Origin of the sequence: Pseudomonas sp. 39004 (assembly GCF_028682155.1) — a bacterium.
Lineage (GTDB): Bacteria > Pseudomonadota > Gammaproteobacteria > Pseudomonadales > Pseudomonadaceae > Aquipseudomonas > Aquipseudomonas capeferrum.
Window position 1 is genome coordinate 22,455 of record NZ_JANIAG010000005.1, and the last position, 16,693, is coordinate 39,147.

Genomic DNA, 16,693 nt, shown 5'->3' on the forward strand with positions numbered 1-16,693 from the left:
CGGCCTTGTGTCGCGAACGGGCCGCAAAGCGACCCCAAAGGATTTCAGAGAATACGAACTTTCAGAACGCGGCCCTTGATCTTGCCGCTGTTCAGCCGCTGCATGGCCTGCTTGGCCAGTGCTCGCTCTACCGCCACAAAGGCCTGGAAGTCGAAGATGGCGATCTTGCCCACTTGCTTGCCCGGGATGCCGGCATCACCGGTCAGCGCCCCCAGGATGTCACCCGGGCGCAGCTTGTCCTTGCGTCCGGCAGCGATGCACAAGGTGCTCATCACCGGCAGCAGCGGCTCACCGCCCTTGTTTTTCAGGCTGTCGAGCTGGTCCCAGCGCAACGGGCTCTTCTGCAGTGCCTCGATGGCCTGGGCGCGATGCCCTTCGGCCGGGGCCACCAGGCTGACCGCAACGCCTTTCTCACCCGCACGGCCGGTGCGGCCGACGCGGTGCACATGGATTTCGGCATCCCGCGCCAGTTCGACGTTGAGCACCATGTCCAGGCCGTCGATGTCCAGGCCGCGTGCGGCCACGTCGGTCGCCACCAGCACCGAGCTGCTGCGGTTGGCGAACATCGCCAGCACCTGGTCGCGGTCGCGCTGTTCGAGGTCACCGTGCAGGGCCTGGGCGACGATACCTTTGGCCGTGAGGTGGGCGACCACGTCTTCGCACTGCTGCTTGGTGAAGCAGAACGCCACGCACGATTGTGGGCGGTAGTGGCCGAGCACGCGGGTCACCGCATCCAGGCGCTGCTGTGCGTCGATTTCGATGAAGCGTTGTTCGATCTGGTTGTCGGTGTGCAGGCTTTCGACCTTGACCTGCTGCGGCTTGCGCATGAAGTCTGCGGCCAGTTGCTCGATGCCGGCCGGGTAGGTGGCCGAGAACAGCAGGGTCTGGCGACGCGCCGGGGTCTTGCCGATGATGCTGGCGATGGCGTCGAAGAAGCCCATGTCGAGCATGCGGTCGGCTTCGTCCAGCACCAGGGTGTTGAGCCCGTCGAGTACCAGCGTGCCCTTTTCCAGGTGCTGCTGGATGCGCCCTGGGGTGCCGACGATGATGTGCGCACCGTGCTCCAGCGAGGCGATCTGCGGGCCGAGCGAGACGCCGCCACACAGGGTCAGGATCTTGATGTTGTCCTCGGCACGGGCCAGGCGGCGGAGCTCTTTGGCGACCTGGTCAGCCAGTTCGCGGGTCGGGCACAACACCAGTGCCTGGCAACCGAAGTAACGCGGGTTGATCGGGTTCAGCAGGCCGATGCCGAACGCAGCGGTCTTGCCGCTGCCGGTCTTGGCCTGGGCGATCAGGTCCTGGCCCCTGAGGATGACCGGCAGGCTCTGGGCCTGGATCGGCGTCATCGAGGCATAGCCGAGGGCGTCCAGGTTGGCCAGCATGGCGGCGGACAGCGGCAGAGTGGCAAAGGCGGTGGTTTCGGTGGTCACGAGGCGGGCCTGTGTAGCGAAGCGAAAAATGCCGCACAGTCTACCAGCCTCATGGCCATTCGCCCTACGACTCCATGTGTTGTTCCGGACGACGGGCACGCCTTCCGTCTGTCGGCGCCAGTTGCAGGAAGATCGCCGCTGCCAGCATCGACATGATGCCGATGGTGACGAAAGTCAGCTGGAACGCCCCCAAGGTGCTTTCCACGCCATCGGCACTGCCCGCGGCGGTGAAGCCGCCGAGCAATGCCCCGGCGCAGGCCACGCCCAGGCTCAGGGCCAGCTGGGCGACCACCGATAGCAGGCTGTTGCCGCTGCTGGCGCTGGCATCGTCGAGGTCGATCAGGGTCACCGTGTTCATGGCCGTGAACTGCATGGAGTTGACCGCGCCGAGCAGGCCCAGGTGTATCAGCAGTACGGCGTAGGGGGTCTGTTCGTCGATCAGCCCCAGGCTGGCCAGCAGCATCCCCAGCAGCAGGGTGTTGCCGGTGAGGATGATGCGGTAGCCAAGGCGCTCGATCAGCGGCCGGGCGATGGACTTGGCGAGCATCGCCGCCGCTGCCAGCGGGATCATGCTCATGCCGGCCTGGGCCGGCGAATAGCCCAACGCCACCTGCAACAGCAAGGGCACCAGGAACGGCAGGGCACCGCTGCCCAGGCGGGCGAACAGGTTACCGAGGATGCCGATGGCAAAGGTGCGTACACGGAACAGGCTGGGCGAGAACAGCGGCTCTGGGTCGCGCCCGGCACGCAGCCAGTACGCGGCCAGGCAGGCCATGCCGGCGAACAGCAGCAACATCACCCGCAGGTGCGGCAGGTGCAACTCGCCCAGGCCTTCCATGGCGATGGTGATCAGCACCATCGCCGCGCCGAACAGCAGAAAACCCGGGCCATCGAAGCTGGTGCGCTCGGCACCGCGCAGGTCGGGGATGAACTTCCACACGGCATAGCAACCGATGGCGCCCACCGGCAGGTTGAGCAGGAAGATCCAGTGCCAGCTGAGGATCTCCACCAGCCAGCCGCCGACCGTGGGGCCGAGCAGGGGGCCGAGCAGGCCGGGGATGGTGATGAAACTCATGATGCGCACCAGTTCGGTGCGTGGATAGGCGCGCAGCACCACCAGCCGCCCGACCGGCAGCATCAGCGCGCCGCCCAGGCCCTGGACGACCCGCGCCAAAATCAGAAAGCCCAGGCTGTTGGCGGCCGCGCACAGCAGCGAGCCGAAGCTGAACAGCAGGATGGCGCTGAAGAAGATGCGCTTGGTGCCGAAGCGGTCGGCGATCCAGCCGGAGGCGGGGATCAGCAAGGCCACGGTGAGCATGTAGGCGATGATCACGCCTTGCATGCGCAGCGGGTCCTCTTCCAGCGAGCGGGCCATGGCCGGCAGCGCGGTGTTGAGGATGGTGCCGTCCAGGGACTGCATGAAGAAAGCGATGGCCACTACCCACGGGATCCAGCGGGCGGTGACGGGGTCGAGCGGGGTGCGTTCGGGCATTTGATCCTCAAATCATGTCCTGGGTTGGCCTAGGCAGTCTCACGTGCCAATGTGAATGGCGGTGAAATCTCCTTGGAACATAGCGGGTTTCTGGACTGTGACTGCATTACGTTGCGCCAGATAAATCAGGTGGCCCCATCACTTTTGCTAGTTGAACCCTCGACGATATAGGTTGATTGTAGAAGGCGGTGTGATGGCATGCAGGTTACCACCTCACGACTGCATGCGAGGGGACGCGGGACTGAGCTGGCGAGGGCTGATCACATGCTTTTTTTTTATCAAAATGGGTACTTGTGCGTGCTGATGGGCGATAGAGGGGCTGAACGCGTTCTGCGGTCTGGTCGAATACCGCTTGCGCTGAGCGACAGAGGTCGTAGGCAATTGATGGCGACAGACGTTTCTACATCAGTGATCAGGGTGATCAGTACTGATACAGGCTATCAGGTGCTCTGTTACGACGCTTACGGCTGCGACGGAGTGGCTAAAGGGCGTGAGCTTGTTTTGGGCTTTAATGGTGAGCACTGCGTACCCCTGCAGAAGACCTACGTGCTAGGTAATGGCGAGCGTTTTTACAGTCCCAACCTTCGACGCTTCTGCTCGCCCGATAAATCTGGCCCCTTCACCTTGGCAGGTACTAATGGCTACGCTTATTGTCGAGGAGACCCCATCAATCTTATTGATCCGAGCGGACGGGCTGGAGTTCCTAATCTTCAATTCTTAGCAGGTCAACAGCTGGGGAAAATGAATAGCCTAGCAATAAAATTGCACGGCAGCTCCGCAGTGATCAAGTCTTTGGATGGCAGTGAATTCAATTTCGGGTATTTGGATAAGCGCTTTTTGTCGAGTGGGATGGCTGGGCTGAGTTCCGGGGCGATTCAGTTTGATTCTATTGCAAATAAAACGGCTAGTTTTTTTTCAAGGTCTTTTGATAAATACATGAAACAGACCGTATTGGAAAATCCAGGTTTGGCGGCTGGTGTTTCAGCCCAAGCTGTAGAAAGTGTCATTGGCGCTGTAGTGAAAGGGCAAGCTTCCAGGCATATTTCTATTTACCAAACGCTGCCAACTTCCAGTCGGGGTCGCAGCGAAGTTAGCCTGTTTTACACCGGGATGACGGTTGCGCATGAAACGAAACTTCAGGCGGCACTTTCTGAATTCAAGAGCAATATTTTACAAACGAACCAGCCTGTTAGACGTCTGCAGCCCATACCTGAAATTCTTAACTCGTCTAGAGTACAGGCGCTGTTGAAGGACATAGAAACCATTCGAAAAACGTACGGTTAGGCAAAAAGTCAGGAGGCTATGATATTGCTCGGCGAGGACACGCATTCTGTGTGGCCCGGTTTCGAAACCTCTTCGTGGGCTGCTTGAGCCCGCGAAGAGGTACATCTCTTCTTCACAATGTCAGGGTAAGGCCTTTGACCAGAGCCCCCGGCAAATGACTCGACCCGGTGCTGCGCTGTCCATAGGTACTGGTGGAAAGGATCATCTTGCGCTCGCGGGTCAAGTCTTCCAGTTGGTTGCCCAGCAGGCTGTACAGGCTGTCATCGAAGCGCATGGTGCTCACCGGCCCCTGAACCTCGCCATTCTCCACCCAGAAGGTGGCAAAGCGGGTCAGGCCGGTCATGCGCGCCGCTGGCAGGTCCGAGTAGTTCAGGTACCACAGGTTGCTGATATATAGCCCGGTGCCAAGCCGTTCGAGGATCGCCTCACTGGCCAGGTTACCCGGCGCCAGGCTCAAGGCGCAGGGCGACTCGTAGCTGTCGGCGCCATTGGCCTGCAGTGCGAACTCGGCCGCGCTACGCGCGCTGATCAAGCGCTGTACGGCCTGGCCTTGGGTGATCAGCGGCACATCGACGCGCGGTGAGCCCTCATCCGAGAACGCCGGGCTCAGCGAGCCGCTGACCTGCTCGTCGAAGCTGACCAGCGGGCTCAAGCGGGCATCGCCGTTGTACAGACGCTGCAGGGCGCTGTTGCCAGTGACCAGCGCCTGCGCGGAAAAACCGCCCCAGCACAGCATGCCGGCAATTTCGTCCATGGCCGCAGGCGCCAGGTAGGCGCGGTAGCTGCCCGGCTTCAAGGTAATCGCCGGGCGGCCGAGGAAGGCCAGCTGTTCGCGGGCCTGGCGCAGGCGGGCGGTGAAGTCGTCGGCGTGCCACACCTGCCCGGCATAGTTGGCTTTCACTGCTTGGCCGTTGCTGTGGAACAGGCTCCAGTCCATGTTGAAACTGTTGGCCTGGTGCCAGCCGAAGGCGCCGAACGAGCTGGCGAAACCGCGACAGATCGGCCCGGCGGCATAGATACCGACCAAGTCCAGGTCGCCGGCTTCACGTTCGATCAGGGCAAGGACCTCATCCAGTTCCGGCAGTGGGTGATCCTGCTGGCTATGGCTGTGCCATGGGGTATCGTCCAGGCGCAGGTAGGGGTCGACCGGCAACAGCGGCAGGGTCTGGCGCAGTTGACTGAGGGCATCGGCCAGGCGCGTGCGGTCCAGCACGGCATCATCGCCCAGGGTGATCTGCTGCTCGGCCTGGCGGCCGTCACGCATCAGGCGCAATTGCACGCTGGCCTGGCTGACCTCGCCGGCCTGACGCACCTGGGCGTGGTTGAAGCGGATGAACTGCGACTGTTCGGCGCTGTAACCAAGGGTGAACTGCTCGCCCACCTGAAGGGTGTCGCGCAGGGCGCCAAGCAGGGTTTCGAAGCGTTGCTGGGGTGTGGCGCTCATCAGGCGTCGCCTCCGAATACGTCGATCTGGCGGAACACGCAGGCCGGCGAGGCGTGGCCGACCCGTACCACCTGGTTGGGTTCGCCTTTGCCGCAGTTGGGCGTGCCCAGCACCTGGAAGGTGCTGCGGTCGCCGACTGCCGACAGGTTGCGCCAGAACTGCGCCGAGATGCCGCGGTAGTTGGGGTTTTTGACGATGCCCTTGAGTTCGCCGTTCTCGATCAGTTGGCCCCACTCGCAGCCGAACTGGAACTTGTTGCGTGCATCGTCGATGGACCACGAGCGGTTGGTGCGCATCAGGATGCCGTGCTCGATGCCCTTGACCAATTGTGCCAGCGAGCAGTCGCCTGGCTCGATGTTGAGGTTGGCCATGCGGTCGATCGGTGCGCGGTTCCAGCCACAGGCACGGCTGTTGGCCACGCCGTCCAGGCCCGAGCGGAACTGCGACAGGGCGCCGCCCAATGGGCGCAGCAGCAGGCCGTCGCGGATCAGGAATTGCTTGCTGGCCTGGGTGCCGTCATCGTCGTAGCTGTAGCTGGCCAGCTCTTCGTCGATGGTAGGGTCGAAGGTCACGTTGAGCAGCGCCGAGCCGTATTGCAGGTGGCCGAAGTCGCTGGCTTTGACGAAGCTGGTGCCGGCGTAGTTGCGCTCGTCGCCGAGAATGCGGTCCATCTCCAGCGGGTGGCCGATGGACTCGTGAATCTGCAGCATCATCTGGTCGGGCATCAGCAGCAGGTCGCGCGGGCCGCTGGGTGTATTGGGTGCCAGCAGCAGTTGCAGCGCTTCGTCGGCGACGCGGCTGGCGGCGCCGACCAGGCCGCAGCGCTCGACGATCTCGAAACCGCCCTGCTGGCCGAAGTTGTCCCGGCCCAGGCTGCGGCTCTGGCTGTCCTGGCCGTCGCTGGCGGTCACGCTCAGGCCTGGGAACAGGAAGCGCTGGGCGTGGCGCAGTTCGGCGCCGGCAGAGTTGAGGTAGCTTTGCTCGACCACGCTCATGCCCAGGCCGGCCTGCCAGTCCACCAGGCGGCTGTCGCTGGGCACGCTGGCCGATTCGGCGGCGAGCAGGCCGAGGCAGTCGGCAAGGCTGGGCAAAGGCTGATCGAAGTGGGGCGAAACGTGGTCGTGGCGCGCGCTGGTCACCGGTTGCTCGCGCAGGTCCAGCAGGCTATGCCCGGCGAGCTGCCGGGCCAGGGCTTCGGCGCGTTCGAGTGCCTGTTGCAGACCGTGCTGGGACAAGTCTGCGGTGGCTGCATAAGCCTCCACGCCATTGACCCGCACGGTGAGCATGGCGCCCTCGTCCTGGCTGAAGAACGGTGGCTCGGTAACATTGCGGCGCACCGACAGCGCCTGGTGCGACTGTTTCACATGGCGCAGGGAAAACAACTCCGCCGTGCTGCGCAGCGCGGCGAACCGCTGGCGCAGCAGGGCGCTGGAATCGAACATGCGGGAACCTCCGAGTCAGTGGTGGCTCCCCCTAGAACCACTCCTCTCGCATGCTCAGGCACGTATCGTCGCGGGCCTCGAGCAATGCCAGCTCATTATGGCAGCCAGGCACTTCCCAGGTGAGGAAATAACGGGCGGCCTGCAGTTTGCCCTGGTAGAAGTCGCGGTCTGCGGCATTGCCCTTGAGCAGGCCAAGTTCAGCGTGGATGGCTTGCTCCAGCCAGCGCCAACCGATCACGCAATGGCCGAACGCCTTCAGGTACAGGGCCGAGTTGGCCAGGGCGGCGCTGACCTTGCCCTGGGCCAGATCGCCCAGCAGGGCGAGGGTGACGGCTTGCAGGCGATTGACCAGTTGCTCCAGTGGCTGGCGCAGGGTATCGAGGCCGGGGTGGTGGCTGGCGCGCTCGGCCGTGCTGGCGATCAGGCGAATCAGATGCTTGAGCCCGGCGCCGTTGTGTTGCGCCAGCTTGCGGCCGAGCAGGTCGAGTGACTGGATGCCCTCAGTGCCCTCGTGGATCGGGTTCAGGCGGTTGTCGCGGTAATACTGCTCGACCGGGTATTCGCGGGTGTAGCCGTGCCCGCCGAGGATCTGGATGGCCAGTTCGTTAGCTTTGAGGCAGAACGCCGAGGGCCAGGATTTGACGATCGGGGTCAACAGGTCGAGCAGTGTCTGGGCCTGTTGCCGGGTGCTCTGGTCGTCGGCGGTCTGGGTGTCGTCGAACAGGCGCGCGGCGTACAGGCCCAGGTCGAAGGCGCCTTCCACGTAGGCTTTTTGGGTCAGCAGCATGCGCTTGACGTCGCTGTGCCCAATGATAGGGACGGCGGGGCTCTGCGGGTCCTTGCTGTCTGGCAGGCGCCCCTGCGGCCGTTGGCGGGCGTACTCCAGCGAATACAGGTAGCCGGCATAACCGAGCATCACCGCGCCCATGCCGACGCCGATACGTGCCTCGTTCATCATCTGGAACATGCAGGCCAGGCCCTGGTGCGGCTGGCCGACCAGGTAGCCGACGCACTGGCCGTTGTCACCGAAGTTGAGCGCGGTAGAGGTGGTGCCGCGCCAGCCCATCTTGTGGAACAGGCCAGCCAGCAGCACGTCGTTGCGTTCGCCACGGCTGCCATCCGGATTGACCAGGTACTTGGGCACGATGAACAGCGAGATGCCCTTCACGCCGGGCGGTGCGTCCGGCAGCTTGGCCAGGACCATGTGCACGATGTTTTCCGACAGTTCGTGGTCGCCGCCGGAGATGAAGATCTTGTTGCCCTTGATCCGGTAGCTGCCATCGCCGGCGGGTTCGGCGCGGGTGCGGATATCGGCCAGTGAAGACCCGGCATGCGGTTCGGTCAGCGCCATAGTGCCGAAGTAGCGGCCTTCGATCATCGGCTGCAGGAACAGGCGCTTTTGCTCCTCGCTGCCGAAGCTCTCGATCAGGTTGGCCGCGCCCATGGTCAGGAACGGGTAGGCCGTGGTGCCGGCGTTGGCAGCCTGGAAGTGGGCGAAGCAGGCTTGCGAGACCAGGCTGGGCAGTTGCATGCCGCCGGCTTCGAAGTCGCGGTTGGCGTTGAGAAACCCCGCATCGAGGAAGGCATCGACTGCCGGTTTGACCTCCGGGATCAGCTCGGCGCGGCCGTCCACATAGCGCGGCTCGTTTTCGTCGGCCTTGCGGTTGTGGGGCGCGAAGTACTTTTCGGCGATGGTGCGGGCGGTGGTCAGGGCAGCGTCGAAGGTTTCGCGGCTGTGCTCGGCGAAGCGCGGGCGCTGGGTCAGGGCTTCGGCGTCGAGCACTTCGTAGAGTTCGAAGGCGAGGTTGCGGGGGCTGAGCAGGGTCTCGGGCATCGGGGCGGTCCTTGGGCGGGGTTGGACCGAGTCTAGGATTTAAATAGAGGTGGGAGACAGGTTAATAGGTGGGGGTGATATGGGTTTAGAAGGTTTGGGGGCGGGCAGGCGCTAGCCGTGACGTATTTGCTGGTCCTGAGATCGAGCGCCGCCCGCGCGGCGCATCGCGAGCCAGCTCGCTCCTACATTTGTTTCGGGCCAGTGAGGCCTGTGGCATTTGCGCGCGACCGCCTTGTTTGTACGACGCGATATCGAGACAGGCACCAAGGGGCCGCGCGCCAATACCTCAGGAATAATTGGCCCGAAACAAATGTAGGAGCGAGCTGGCTCGCGATGCGCCGCGCGGGCGGCGCTCGATCGCGAGCGCGCCCGAGAAGCCGGTGGCATGCACCTGGTGGCCGTAACACCAAACCCATAAAAAAAGGAGAGCCTAAGCTCTCCTTCTTCACCAACCGTCAGCTATCAACCAATGGTCATCAAGCTGGCATTACCCCCAGCAGCAGCGGTATTCACACTCACCGCCCGCTCAATCACCAACCGCTCCAATGCAATCTGATGATCCCCGCTGGACAACCCGTGCACCCCGACGATCGCCCCGGCGCGCTTGGCCACCTGCTGGCAAACGCCACGCAGCTGGTCCGAGTCGCCATGGTGGATCACGGCATCGAACGCCACGTCATCCTTGTTCCAGTCCGCCACCAGCTTGACCTTGCCCTGCAGCTCCTTCGGCAGGCGGCCGCGCAGGCCTTTGCCTGGCTCGCCATCCACCCACACCGCCGAGCTGCCAACGGCCAGCACCGCGGCAAACTGCGCCAGCAGGTCAGCCTCGTTGTCCGCCAGGCACAGCACGTGCTCGCGCGGCAGGATGGTGTAGCTGTTGCGCTCGCCGGTAGGCCCTGGCAGCAGGCGGGCGATGCCGCTCTGCGACTGGCCGGCGAACTGTGTGCACAGCGCGGCCAGGTCGGCCTGCTGGTTGCTCTCGGCCCAGGCCTTGAGGCTGTGCAGCGGCTTGATCAACTGCTCGTGCAGCGTACGGTCCGGCTTGCCTTCGCCATCCTGATGCTGGAAGTGACGGCCAATCGCGTCAGCCGGGCGGGTCGACAGCAGGCGGTACAGGTACAGCGGGCCACCAGCTTTCGGGCCGGTACCAGACAGGCCTTCACCACCGAACGGCTGCACGCCCACCACCGCACCAACGATGTTGCGGTTGACGTACATGTTGCCGGCGTTGGCGTTCTCCACCACCTTGGCGATGGTCTCGTCGATGCGGGTGTGCACGCCGAGGGTCAGGCCGTAGCCGGAGTTGTTGATCTGCTCGATCAACTGGTCGAGGTTGCGGCGGTTGTAGCGCACCACGTGCAGCACCGGGCCGAAGATCTCGCGCTTGAGCTCATCGAAGCTGTCCAGCTCGATCAGGGTCGGCATGACGAAGGTGCCGCGCTTGACCTCGCCAGCATCGGCGATGGCGACCTGGTACACCGAGCGGCCTTTTTCACGCATGCCCTGGATGTGTTTTTCGATACCCGCCTTGGCTTCGGCATCGATCACCGGGCCGATATCCACGGCCAGGCGGTCCGGGTTGCCCAGGCGGTTTTCGGCCATGGCACCCTTGAGCATTTCGATCACGCGGTCGGCAGAATCTTCCTGCAGGCACAGCACGCGCAGGGCCGAGCAACGCTGGCCGGCGCTGTCGAAGGCCGAGGACACCACATCGATCACCACCTGCTCGGTCAGTGCCGAGGAGTCGACAATCATCGCGTTCTGGCCGCCGGTTTCGGCGATCAGCGGGATCGGCCGGCCCTGGTTGTCCAGGCGCCCGGCGACGTTGCGCTGCAGCAGGCGGGCGACTTCGGTGGAGCCGGTGAACATCACGCCTTTGACGCGCTCGTCACCGACCAGGCCAGCACCCACGGTCTCGCCACGGCCTGGCAGCAGTTGCAGGACGCCTTCGGGAATACCGGCCTCAAGCAGCAGGCGCACGGCCTGGGCCGCGATCAGCGGGGTCTGCTCGGCAGGCTTGGCCAAGACCGGGTTACCGGCTGCCAGGGCTGCGGCCACCTGGCCAGTGAAGATCGCCAGCGGGAAGTTCCACGGGCTGATGCACACCACCGGGCCCAGCGGGCGGTGGGCGTCGTTGCTGAAATCATTGCGTGCCTGCACTGCGTAGTAGCGCAGGAAGTCCACGGCCTCGCGCACTTCGGCGATGGCGTTGGCGAAGGTCTTGCCGGCTTCGCGGATGAGCAGGCCCATCAGCGGCTGGATCTCGGCCTCCATCAGGTCGGCGGTGCGCTCAAGGATCGCAGCGCGCTCTGCGGGCGGGGTGGCCTGCCAGATCGGCGCGGCGTTGAGTGCGCATTGGATGGCGCTGTCGACGTCGGCAACGGTGGCTTCCTGAACATGGCCGACCACGTCGCGATGGTCTGCCGGGTTGAGTACCGGTGCTGCGGCTGCTTCACTGGCGGCGCAGGCCAGCAGCGGGGTGGCTTTCCAGTCGTTGTGGGCGGTGGCCAGCATGGCGCAGGACAGCGACGCCAGGCGGTGTTCGTTGGCCATGTCGATACCGGCCGAGTTGGCCCGCTCGCTGCCATACAGCTCACGCGGCAGCGGAATGCGCGGGTGCGGCAGGCCGAGGCTGCCTTCCTGGGTGCCCATGCGCTCGATGCTGGCGACCGGGTCGGCGACCAGTTCCTGGATAGAGATGGAGTGGTCGGCAATGCGGTTGACGAACGAGGTGTTGGCGCCGTTCTCCAGCAGGCGGCGGACCAGGTAGGCCAGCAGGGTTTCGTGGGTGCCGACCGGCGCGTACACGCGGCACGGGCGGTTCAGCTTGCCTTCGGAGATCTTGCCGACCACTTGTTCGTACAGTGGCTCGCCCATGCCGTGCAGGCACTGGAACTCGTACTGGCCTGGGTAATAGTTCTGGCCGGCGATGTGGTAGATGGCCGACAGGGTGTGGGCGTTATGCGTGGCGAACTGCGGGTAGATGGCTTCGGGTACTGCCAGCAGCTTGCGTGCACAGGCAACGTAGGAAACGTCGGTGTACACCTTGCGGGTATAGACCGGGTAGCCTTCCAGGCCTTCAACCTGGGCGCGCTTGATCTCGCTGTCCCAGTAGGCGCCTTTCACCAGGCGGATCATCAGGCGGTGGCGGCTGCGCTTGGCCAGGTCGATGACATAGTCGATGACGTACGGGCAGCGCTTCTGGTAGGCCTGGATAACGAAACCAATGCCGTTCCAGCCAGCCAGCGAAGGCTCGAAGCACAGGCGCTCGAGCAGGTCGAGCGACAGCTCCAGGCGGTCGGCCTCTTCGGCGTCGATGTTCAGGCCGATGTCGTATTGCTTGGCCAGCAGGGTCAGCGACAGCAGGCGCGGGTACAGCTCTTCCATCACGCGCTCGTACTGGGCGCGGCTGTAGCGTGGGTGCAGCGCCGACAGCTTGATCGAGATGCCCGGGCCTTCATAGATGCCGCGGCCATGGGAGGCTTTGCCGATCGAGTGGATGGCCTGCTCGTAGGACGCCAGGTACTTCTGGGCGTCGTGCTCGGTCAGTGCGGCTTCGCCGAGCATGTCGTAGGAATAACGGAAACCCTTGGCCTCGAAACGGCTGGCGTTGGCCAGGGCTTCGGCGATGGTTTCGCCGGTGACAAACTGCTCGCCCATCAGGCGCATCGCCATGTCGACGCCCTTGCGGATCATCGGCTCGCCGCTTTTGCCGATGATGCGGGTAAGCGACGAGGTCAGGCCGGACTCATTATGGGTAGACACCAGCTTGCCGGTCAGCAACAGCCCCCAGGTGGCGGCGTTGACGAACAGCGACGGGCTGTTGCCCAGGTGCGGCTGCCAGTTGCCGTTGCTGATCTTGTCGCGGATCAGCGCGTCACGGGTGCCTTTGTCGGGGATGCGCAGCAAGGCTTCGGCCAGGCACATCAGTGCCACACCTTCCTGGGACGACAGCGAGAACTCTTGCAGCAGCCCCTGGACGATGCCGGCACGCCCGCCTGCGCTCTTCTGGTTGCGCAGTTTCTCGGCGATGCCGGCGGCCAGTTTGTTGGTGGCCTCTGCCAGCGGCGCGCTCAGGCGAGCCTGCTCCAGCAGCATTGGGATAACTTCCTGCTCGGGGCGGCGATAGGCGGCAGTGATGGCCGAACGCAGGACCGATTGCGGCAGGATGCTCTCGGCGAACTCGAGGAAGCACTGGTGAGCATGGTCGGGCTGGATTTCACCGGCGTCGTCGGCCAGGTTGCTGGCCTGACCGTTGAGTTCGGTCAGGGTGGCGCCACCCTCGAGCTTCTCCAGGTAGTTGAAGATCGCTTGCTTGATCAACCAGTGCGGCGTGCGGTCGATGGACTGCGCAGCTGCTTTGAGTCGCTCACGGGTAGGGTCATCAAGTTTGACCCCAAGGGTGGTCGTCGCCATTTCTTATCCTCGTTATTGCCACGGTTGTGGCCTAAGCTGACGCCAAGAGTATCTGTAGGACAATTCGGGTGCAACCAGGTGCAACCCGTTTTTTTGGCAGAAAAGGTGCAACTCGTCCGGCGAACATTCCTACACTTAATAAAGGGTTGTTTATGGTGCGTTTTAATCTGAAAAACGCGGTTTTTGCTCCAAAAAGGAGCAAAAAGTAGGCAATAACTGAAAATGCATAAGTAGGTGCAACTAGAAGAAGAAAAATGGTTGCACCTCGTTTGGGTTGTTGCATAGGATTCGTCGCCTGGGTGCAACCACCTCGTTGTGGTTGTGCATGAAATAAAAACAAACGCCAGGGCACACGCATGGGCAATCCACTAACGATCACCTTCGTGATCTACATCGCGGCAATGGTGCTGATCGGCTTCGCCGCCTATCGCGCCACCAATAACCTTTCCGACTACATCCTTGGCGGGCGCAGCTTGGGCAGTGTGGTTACCGCGCTTTCCGCCGGTGCCTCCGACATGAGCGGCTGGCTGTTGATGGGCCTGCCGGGCGCCATCTACTTCTCGGGCCTTTCCGAAGCCTGGATCGCCATCGGCCTGACCGTTGGTGCCTACCTGAACTGGCTGTTCGTTGCCGGCCGCCTGCGGGTGCAAACCGAGCACAACGGCGATGCACTGACGCTGCCGGACTACTTCGCCAGCCGTTTCGAAGACCAAAGCGGCCTGCTGCGGATCATCTCGGCCATCGTCATCCTGGTGTTCTTCACCATCTATTGCGCCTCTGGCATCGTGGCCGGTGCTCGTCTGTTCGAAAGCACCTTCGGCATGCCGTATGAGACCGCGCTGTGGGCCGGTGCTGCGGCGACCATCGCCTATACCTTCGTCGGTGGTTTCCTGGCGGTGAGCTGGACCGATACCGTGCAGGCATCGCTGATGATCTTCGCGCTGATCCTTACCCCGATCATCGTGCTGATCTCCACCGGTGGCGTCGACACCACCTTCCTGGCCATCGAGGCGCAGAACCCGGCCAACTTCGACATGCTCAAAGGTGCAACCTTCGTCGGCATCATCTCGCTGATGGGCTGGGGGCTGGGTTACTTCGGGCAGCCGCACATCCTGGCGCGCTTCATGGCCGCCGATTCGGTCAAGTCGATCGCCAAGGCACGTCGCATTTCCATGACCTGGATGATCCTGTGCCTGGCCGGCACTTGCGCCGTGGGCTTCTTCGGCATCGCCTACTTCTCGGCGCACCCTGACCTGGCAGGCCCGGTCACCGAGAACCGCGAGCGCGTGTTCATCGAGCTGGCGAAGATCCTGTTCAACCCATGGATCGCCGGTGTGCTGCTGTCGGCCATCCTGGCGGCGGTGATGAGCACCCTGAGCTGCCAGTTGCTGGTTTGCTCCAGTGCCTTGACCGAAGACTTCTATAAAGCCTTCCTGCGCAAGAATGCCTCGCAGCGCGAGCTGGTCTGGATTGGCCGCCTGATGGTGCTGGCCGTGGCGCTGATCGCCATCGCCATGGCAGCCGACCCGGACAACCGTGTACTGGGCCTGGTGGCTTATGCCTGGGCAGGCTTCGGTGCTGCCTTTGGTCCGGTGGTGCTGATCTCGGTACTGTGGAAGGGCATGACCCGTAACGGTGCCCTGGCCGGTATCGTGGTGGGTGCGCTGACCGTGATCGTGTGGAAGCAGATCGATGTCTGGGGTCTGTACGAAATCATCCCGGGCTTCCTGTTGGCCAGCATCGCCATCATTCTGGTGAGCAAGCTGGGTAGCCCATCGCAGGCGATGGTGCAGCGCTTCGAGACTGCTGATGCGGCGTATCACGCTGACAAGTAACCCTTGTGCCGACAGTCAGCTTTGCTGCTGACTGCCTGGTTAGGATCCGCTGGGCGTTGGCCCGGTAAAAGCAAGCGGCCCGAACAATCAGATTGTTCGGGCCGCTTGCTTTTCAGTGAAGCCTGCTTACAGCGAGAACTTCACTCGGGTTGCTTCAAACGCGTTTGCTTCCCTTGGGCGGATCAGCGCGTCGTAATCGCCAGGAGCGTAACTATCCAGGTTCATCGACCACTTTGTGCTTTGCGAGGACCCTACGACCAGGTTGTCGGTCGTGCCATCGGGCTTGGTGATTTCGAGTACAGCGGTGTACGGCACATTGGCGATACCGAGGTCGCCGTGTACCAGTGGTGTTTCGGTGTTGTCGAACGTGATGGAAGCTTTCATGTCAGGTACTCCTTGATAATGGAAGCGCTAGTTTGAGCTCCATGCCTGAGGTGAAGAACGAGGAATGGCTACCTGACATGGGGTGAGGTGGGTGGATGAACTGTGCGTGCCCGTACCTGACTCCGCCGGTCTTACGAGGTAAACTTGCCACCCCCGCAGGAGTTGCCATGAACTATCGTCACGCCTTCCACGCCGGCAACCATGCCGACGTTCTCAAGCACATCGTGCTGACCCGCCTCATCGCCCTGATGTCGCGCAAGGAGCAGCCGTTCGCCTATATAGACACCCACGCCGGCCTCGGTCTGTACGACCTGCAGGGCGACCAGGCGACCCGTACCGGTGAATACCTCGAAGGTGTTGCACGCTTGTGGAATCGCGATGATGTCCCGGCGATGGCCGCCGACTACCTGCGTGTCATCAAGCGCCTGAATGCCGATGGCGAATTGCGCTACTACCCTGGGTCGCCAGAACTGGCTCGCCGCCTGATGCGTCAGCAGGACCGGGCGTTGCTCAACGAGAAGCACCCTGAAGACGGGCCGCTGCTCAAAGAGAACATGAAGAAAGACCCGCGCGTGGTGGTGCACCTGGGTGAGGGTTGGCATGTACCGCGGGCGTTGCTGCCGGTGCAGGAAAAGCGCGCGATCATGCTGATCGACCCGCCATTCGAGCAGGCTGACGAGCTCAAGCGCTGCACCAGCTCGCTGAAAGAGGCGATTGGCCGCATGCGCCAGACCGTCGCTGCCATTTGGTACCCGATCAAGGACCAGCGCTCGCTCACCCGGTTCTACCAGGACCTCACCAGTACCGGTGCGCCGAAGCTGCTGCGGGTCGAGTTGTACGTGCACCACCAGGACAGCCCGCAGGGGCTGAATGGCTCTGGCCTGGCCATTGCCAACCCGCCGTGGGGCCTTGAAGAGGAGCTCAAGGAGCTGCTGCCTTGGCTGGCCAAGGAGCTGGCGCAGACCGCTGGCAGCTACCGGATGGACTGGCTGATCGCCGAATAAGGCACTGCCCACCGCTGCAGATTTGCCGCGCCGCCGCCCCTACAAGGGGCGGTGTGTCGTTCTGGTTTGCGTTATAATCCCGCCTTTTAGCCGCCACCTGCCCATGAGGCCGCTGGCGCATCTCTACC

Annotated in this window: 10 protein-coding genes; 3 read left to right on the top strand and 7 right to left on the bottom strand. The window is 63.1% G+C overall.

Features of this window, described 5'->3' with window-relative positions; all coding sequences use genetic code 11:
• Positions 1-44: 44 nt before the first annotated feature.
• Positions 45-1,382 (bottom strand): ATP-dependent RNA helicase DbpA, encoded by a 1,338-nt coding sequence (gene dbpA / locus NP534_RS01605; protein ID WP_236643895.1) that lies wholly within the window; start codon positions 1,380-1,382, stop codon positions 45-47.
• Between the two features lie 112 nt (positions 1,383-1,494).
• Complete coding sequence (gene mdtD / locus NP534_RS01610; protein ID WP_274097527.1) at positions 1,495-2,922, bottom strand: multidrug transporter subunit MdtD; 1,428 nt, start codon at positions 2,920-2,922, stop codon at positions 1,495-1,497.
• Between the two features lie 198 nt (positions 2,923-3,120).
• Here mdtD and NP534_RS01615 point away from each other — a divergent pair, with 198 nt between their 5' ends.
• The gene (locus tag NP534_RS01615; RefSeq protein WP_274097528.1) at positions 3,121-4,206 is read left to right on the top strand and encodes an RHS repeat-associated core domain-containing protein; all 1,086 of its coding nucleotides are present in this window, start codon (positions 3,121-3,123) and stop codon (positions 4,204-4,206) included.
• A gap of 112 nt (positions 4,207-4,318) precedes the next feature.
• Here NP534_RS01615 and NP534_RS01620 read toward each other — a convergent pair whose 3' ends face one another.
• The 4 genes from NP534_RS01620 to putA form a co-directional block, all read right to left on the bottom strand.
• Entirely contained in the window at positions 4,319-5,650 is a 1,332-nt protein-coding gene (locus NP534_RS01620; protein ID WP_274097529.1) for a TldD/PmbA family protein, read from the bottom strand.
• A complete protein-coding gene (locus NP534_RS01625) occupies positions 5,650-7,092 on the bottom strand; it encodes a TldD/PmbA family protein (RefSeq protein ID WP_274097530.1) in 1,443 nt (480 codons plus the stop codon). Before NP534_RS01625 ends, NP534_RS01620 begins: the two co-directional genes overlap by 1 nt.
• Before the next feature lie 31 nt (positions 7,093-7,123).
• Positions 7,124-8,926 (bottom strand): acyl-CoA dehydrogenase, encoded by a 1,803-nt coding sequence (locus tag NP534_RS01630; protein ID WP_274097531.1) that lies wholly within the window; start codon positions 8,924-8,926, stop codon positions 7,124-7,126.
• A gap of 462 nt (positions 8,927-9,388) precedes the next feature.
• A complete protein-coding gene (putA, locus tag NP534_RS01635) occupies positions 9,389-13,342 on the bottom strand; it encodes a trifunctional transcriptional regulator/proline dehydrogenase/L-glutamate gamma-semialdehyde dehydrogenase (RefSeq protein WP_274097532.1) in 3,954 nt (1,317 codons plus the stop codon).
• A gap of 356 nt (positions 13,343-13,698) precedes the next feature.
• On the opposite strand from putA, the gene putP reads away from it, so the two are divergent.
• A complete protein-coding gene (gene putP / locus NP534_RS01640; RefSeq protein ID WP_274097533.1) occupies positions 13,699-15,177 on the top strand; it encodes a sodium/proline symporter PutP in 1,479 nt (492 codons plus the stop codon).
• Positions 15,178-15,303: 126 nt separating this feature from the next.
• Here putP and NP534_RS01645 read toward each other — a convergent pair whose 3' ends face one another.
• Positions 15,304-15,561 (bottom strand): hypothetical protein, encoded by a 258-nt coding sequence (locus NP534_RS01645; protein ID WP_274097534.1) that lies wholly within the window; start codon positions 15,559-15,561, stop codon positions 15,304-15,306.
• 167 nt (positions 15,562-15,728) lie between these two features.
• Here NP534_RS01645 and NP534_RS01650 point away from each other — a divergent pair, with 167 nt between their 5' ends.
• Positions 15,729-16,565 (top strand): 23S rRNA (adenine(2030)-N(6))-methyltransferase RlmJ, encoded by an 837-nt coding sequence (locus NP534_RS01650; RefSeq protein ID WP_274097535.1) that lies wholly within the window; start codon positions 15,729-15,731, stop codon positions 16,563-16,565.
• Positions 16,566-16,693 lie beyond the last annotated feature (128 nt).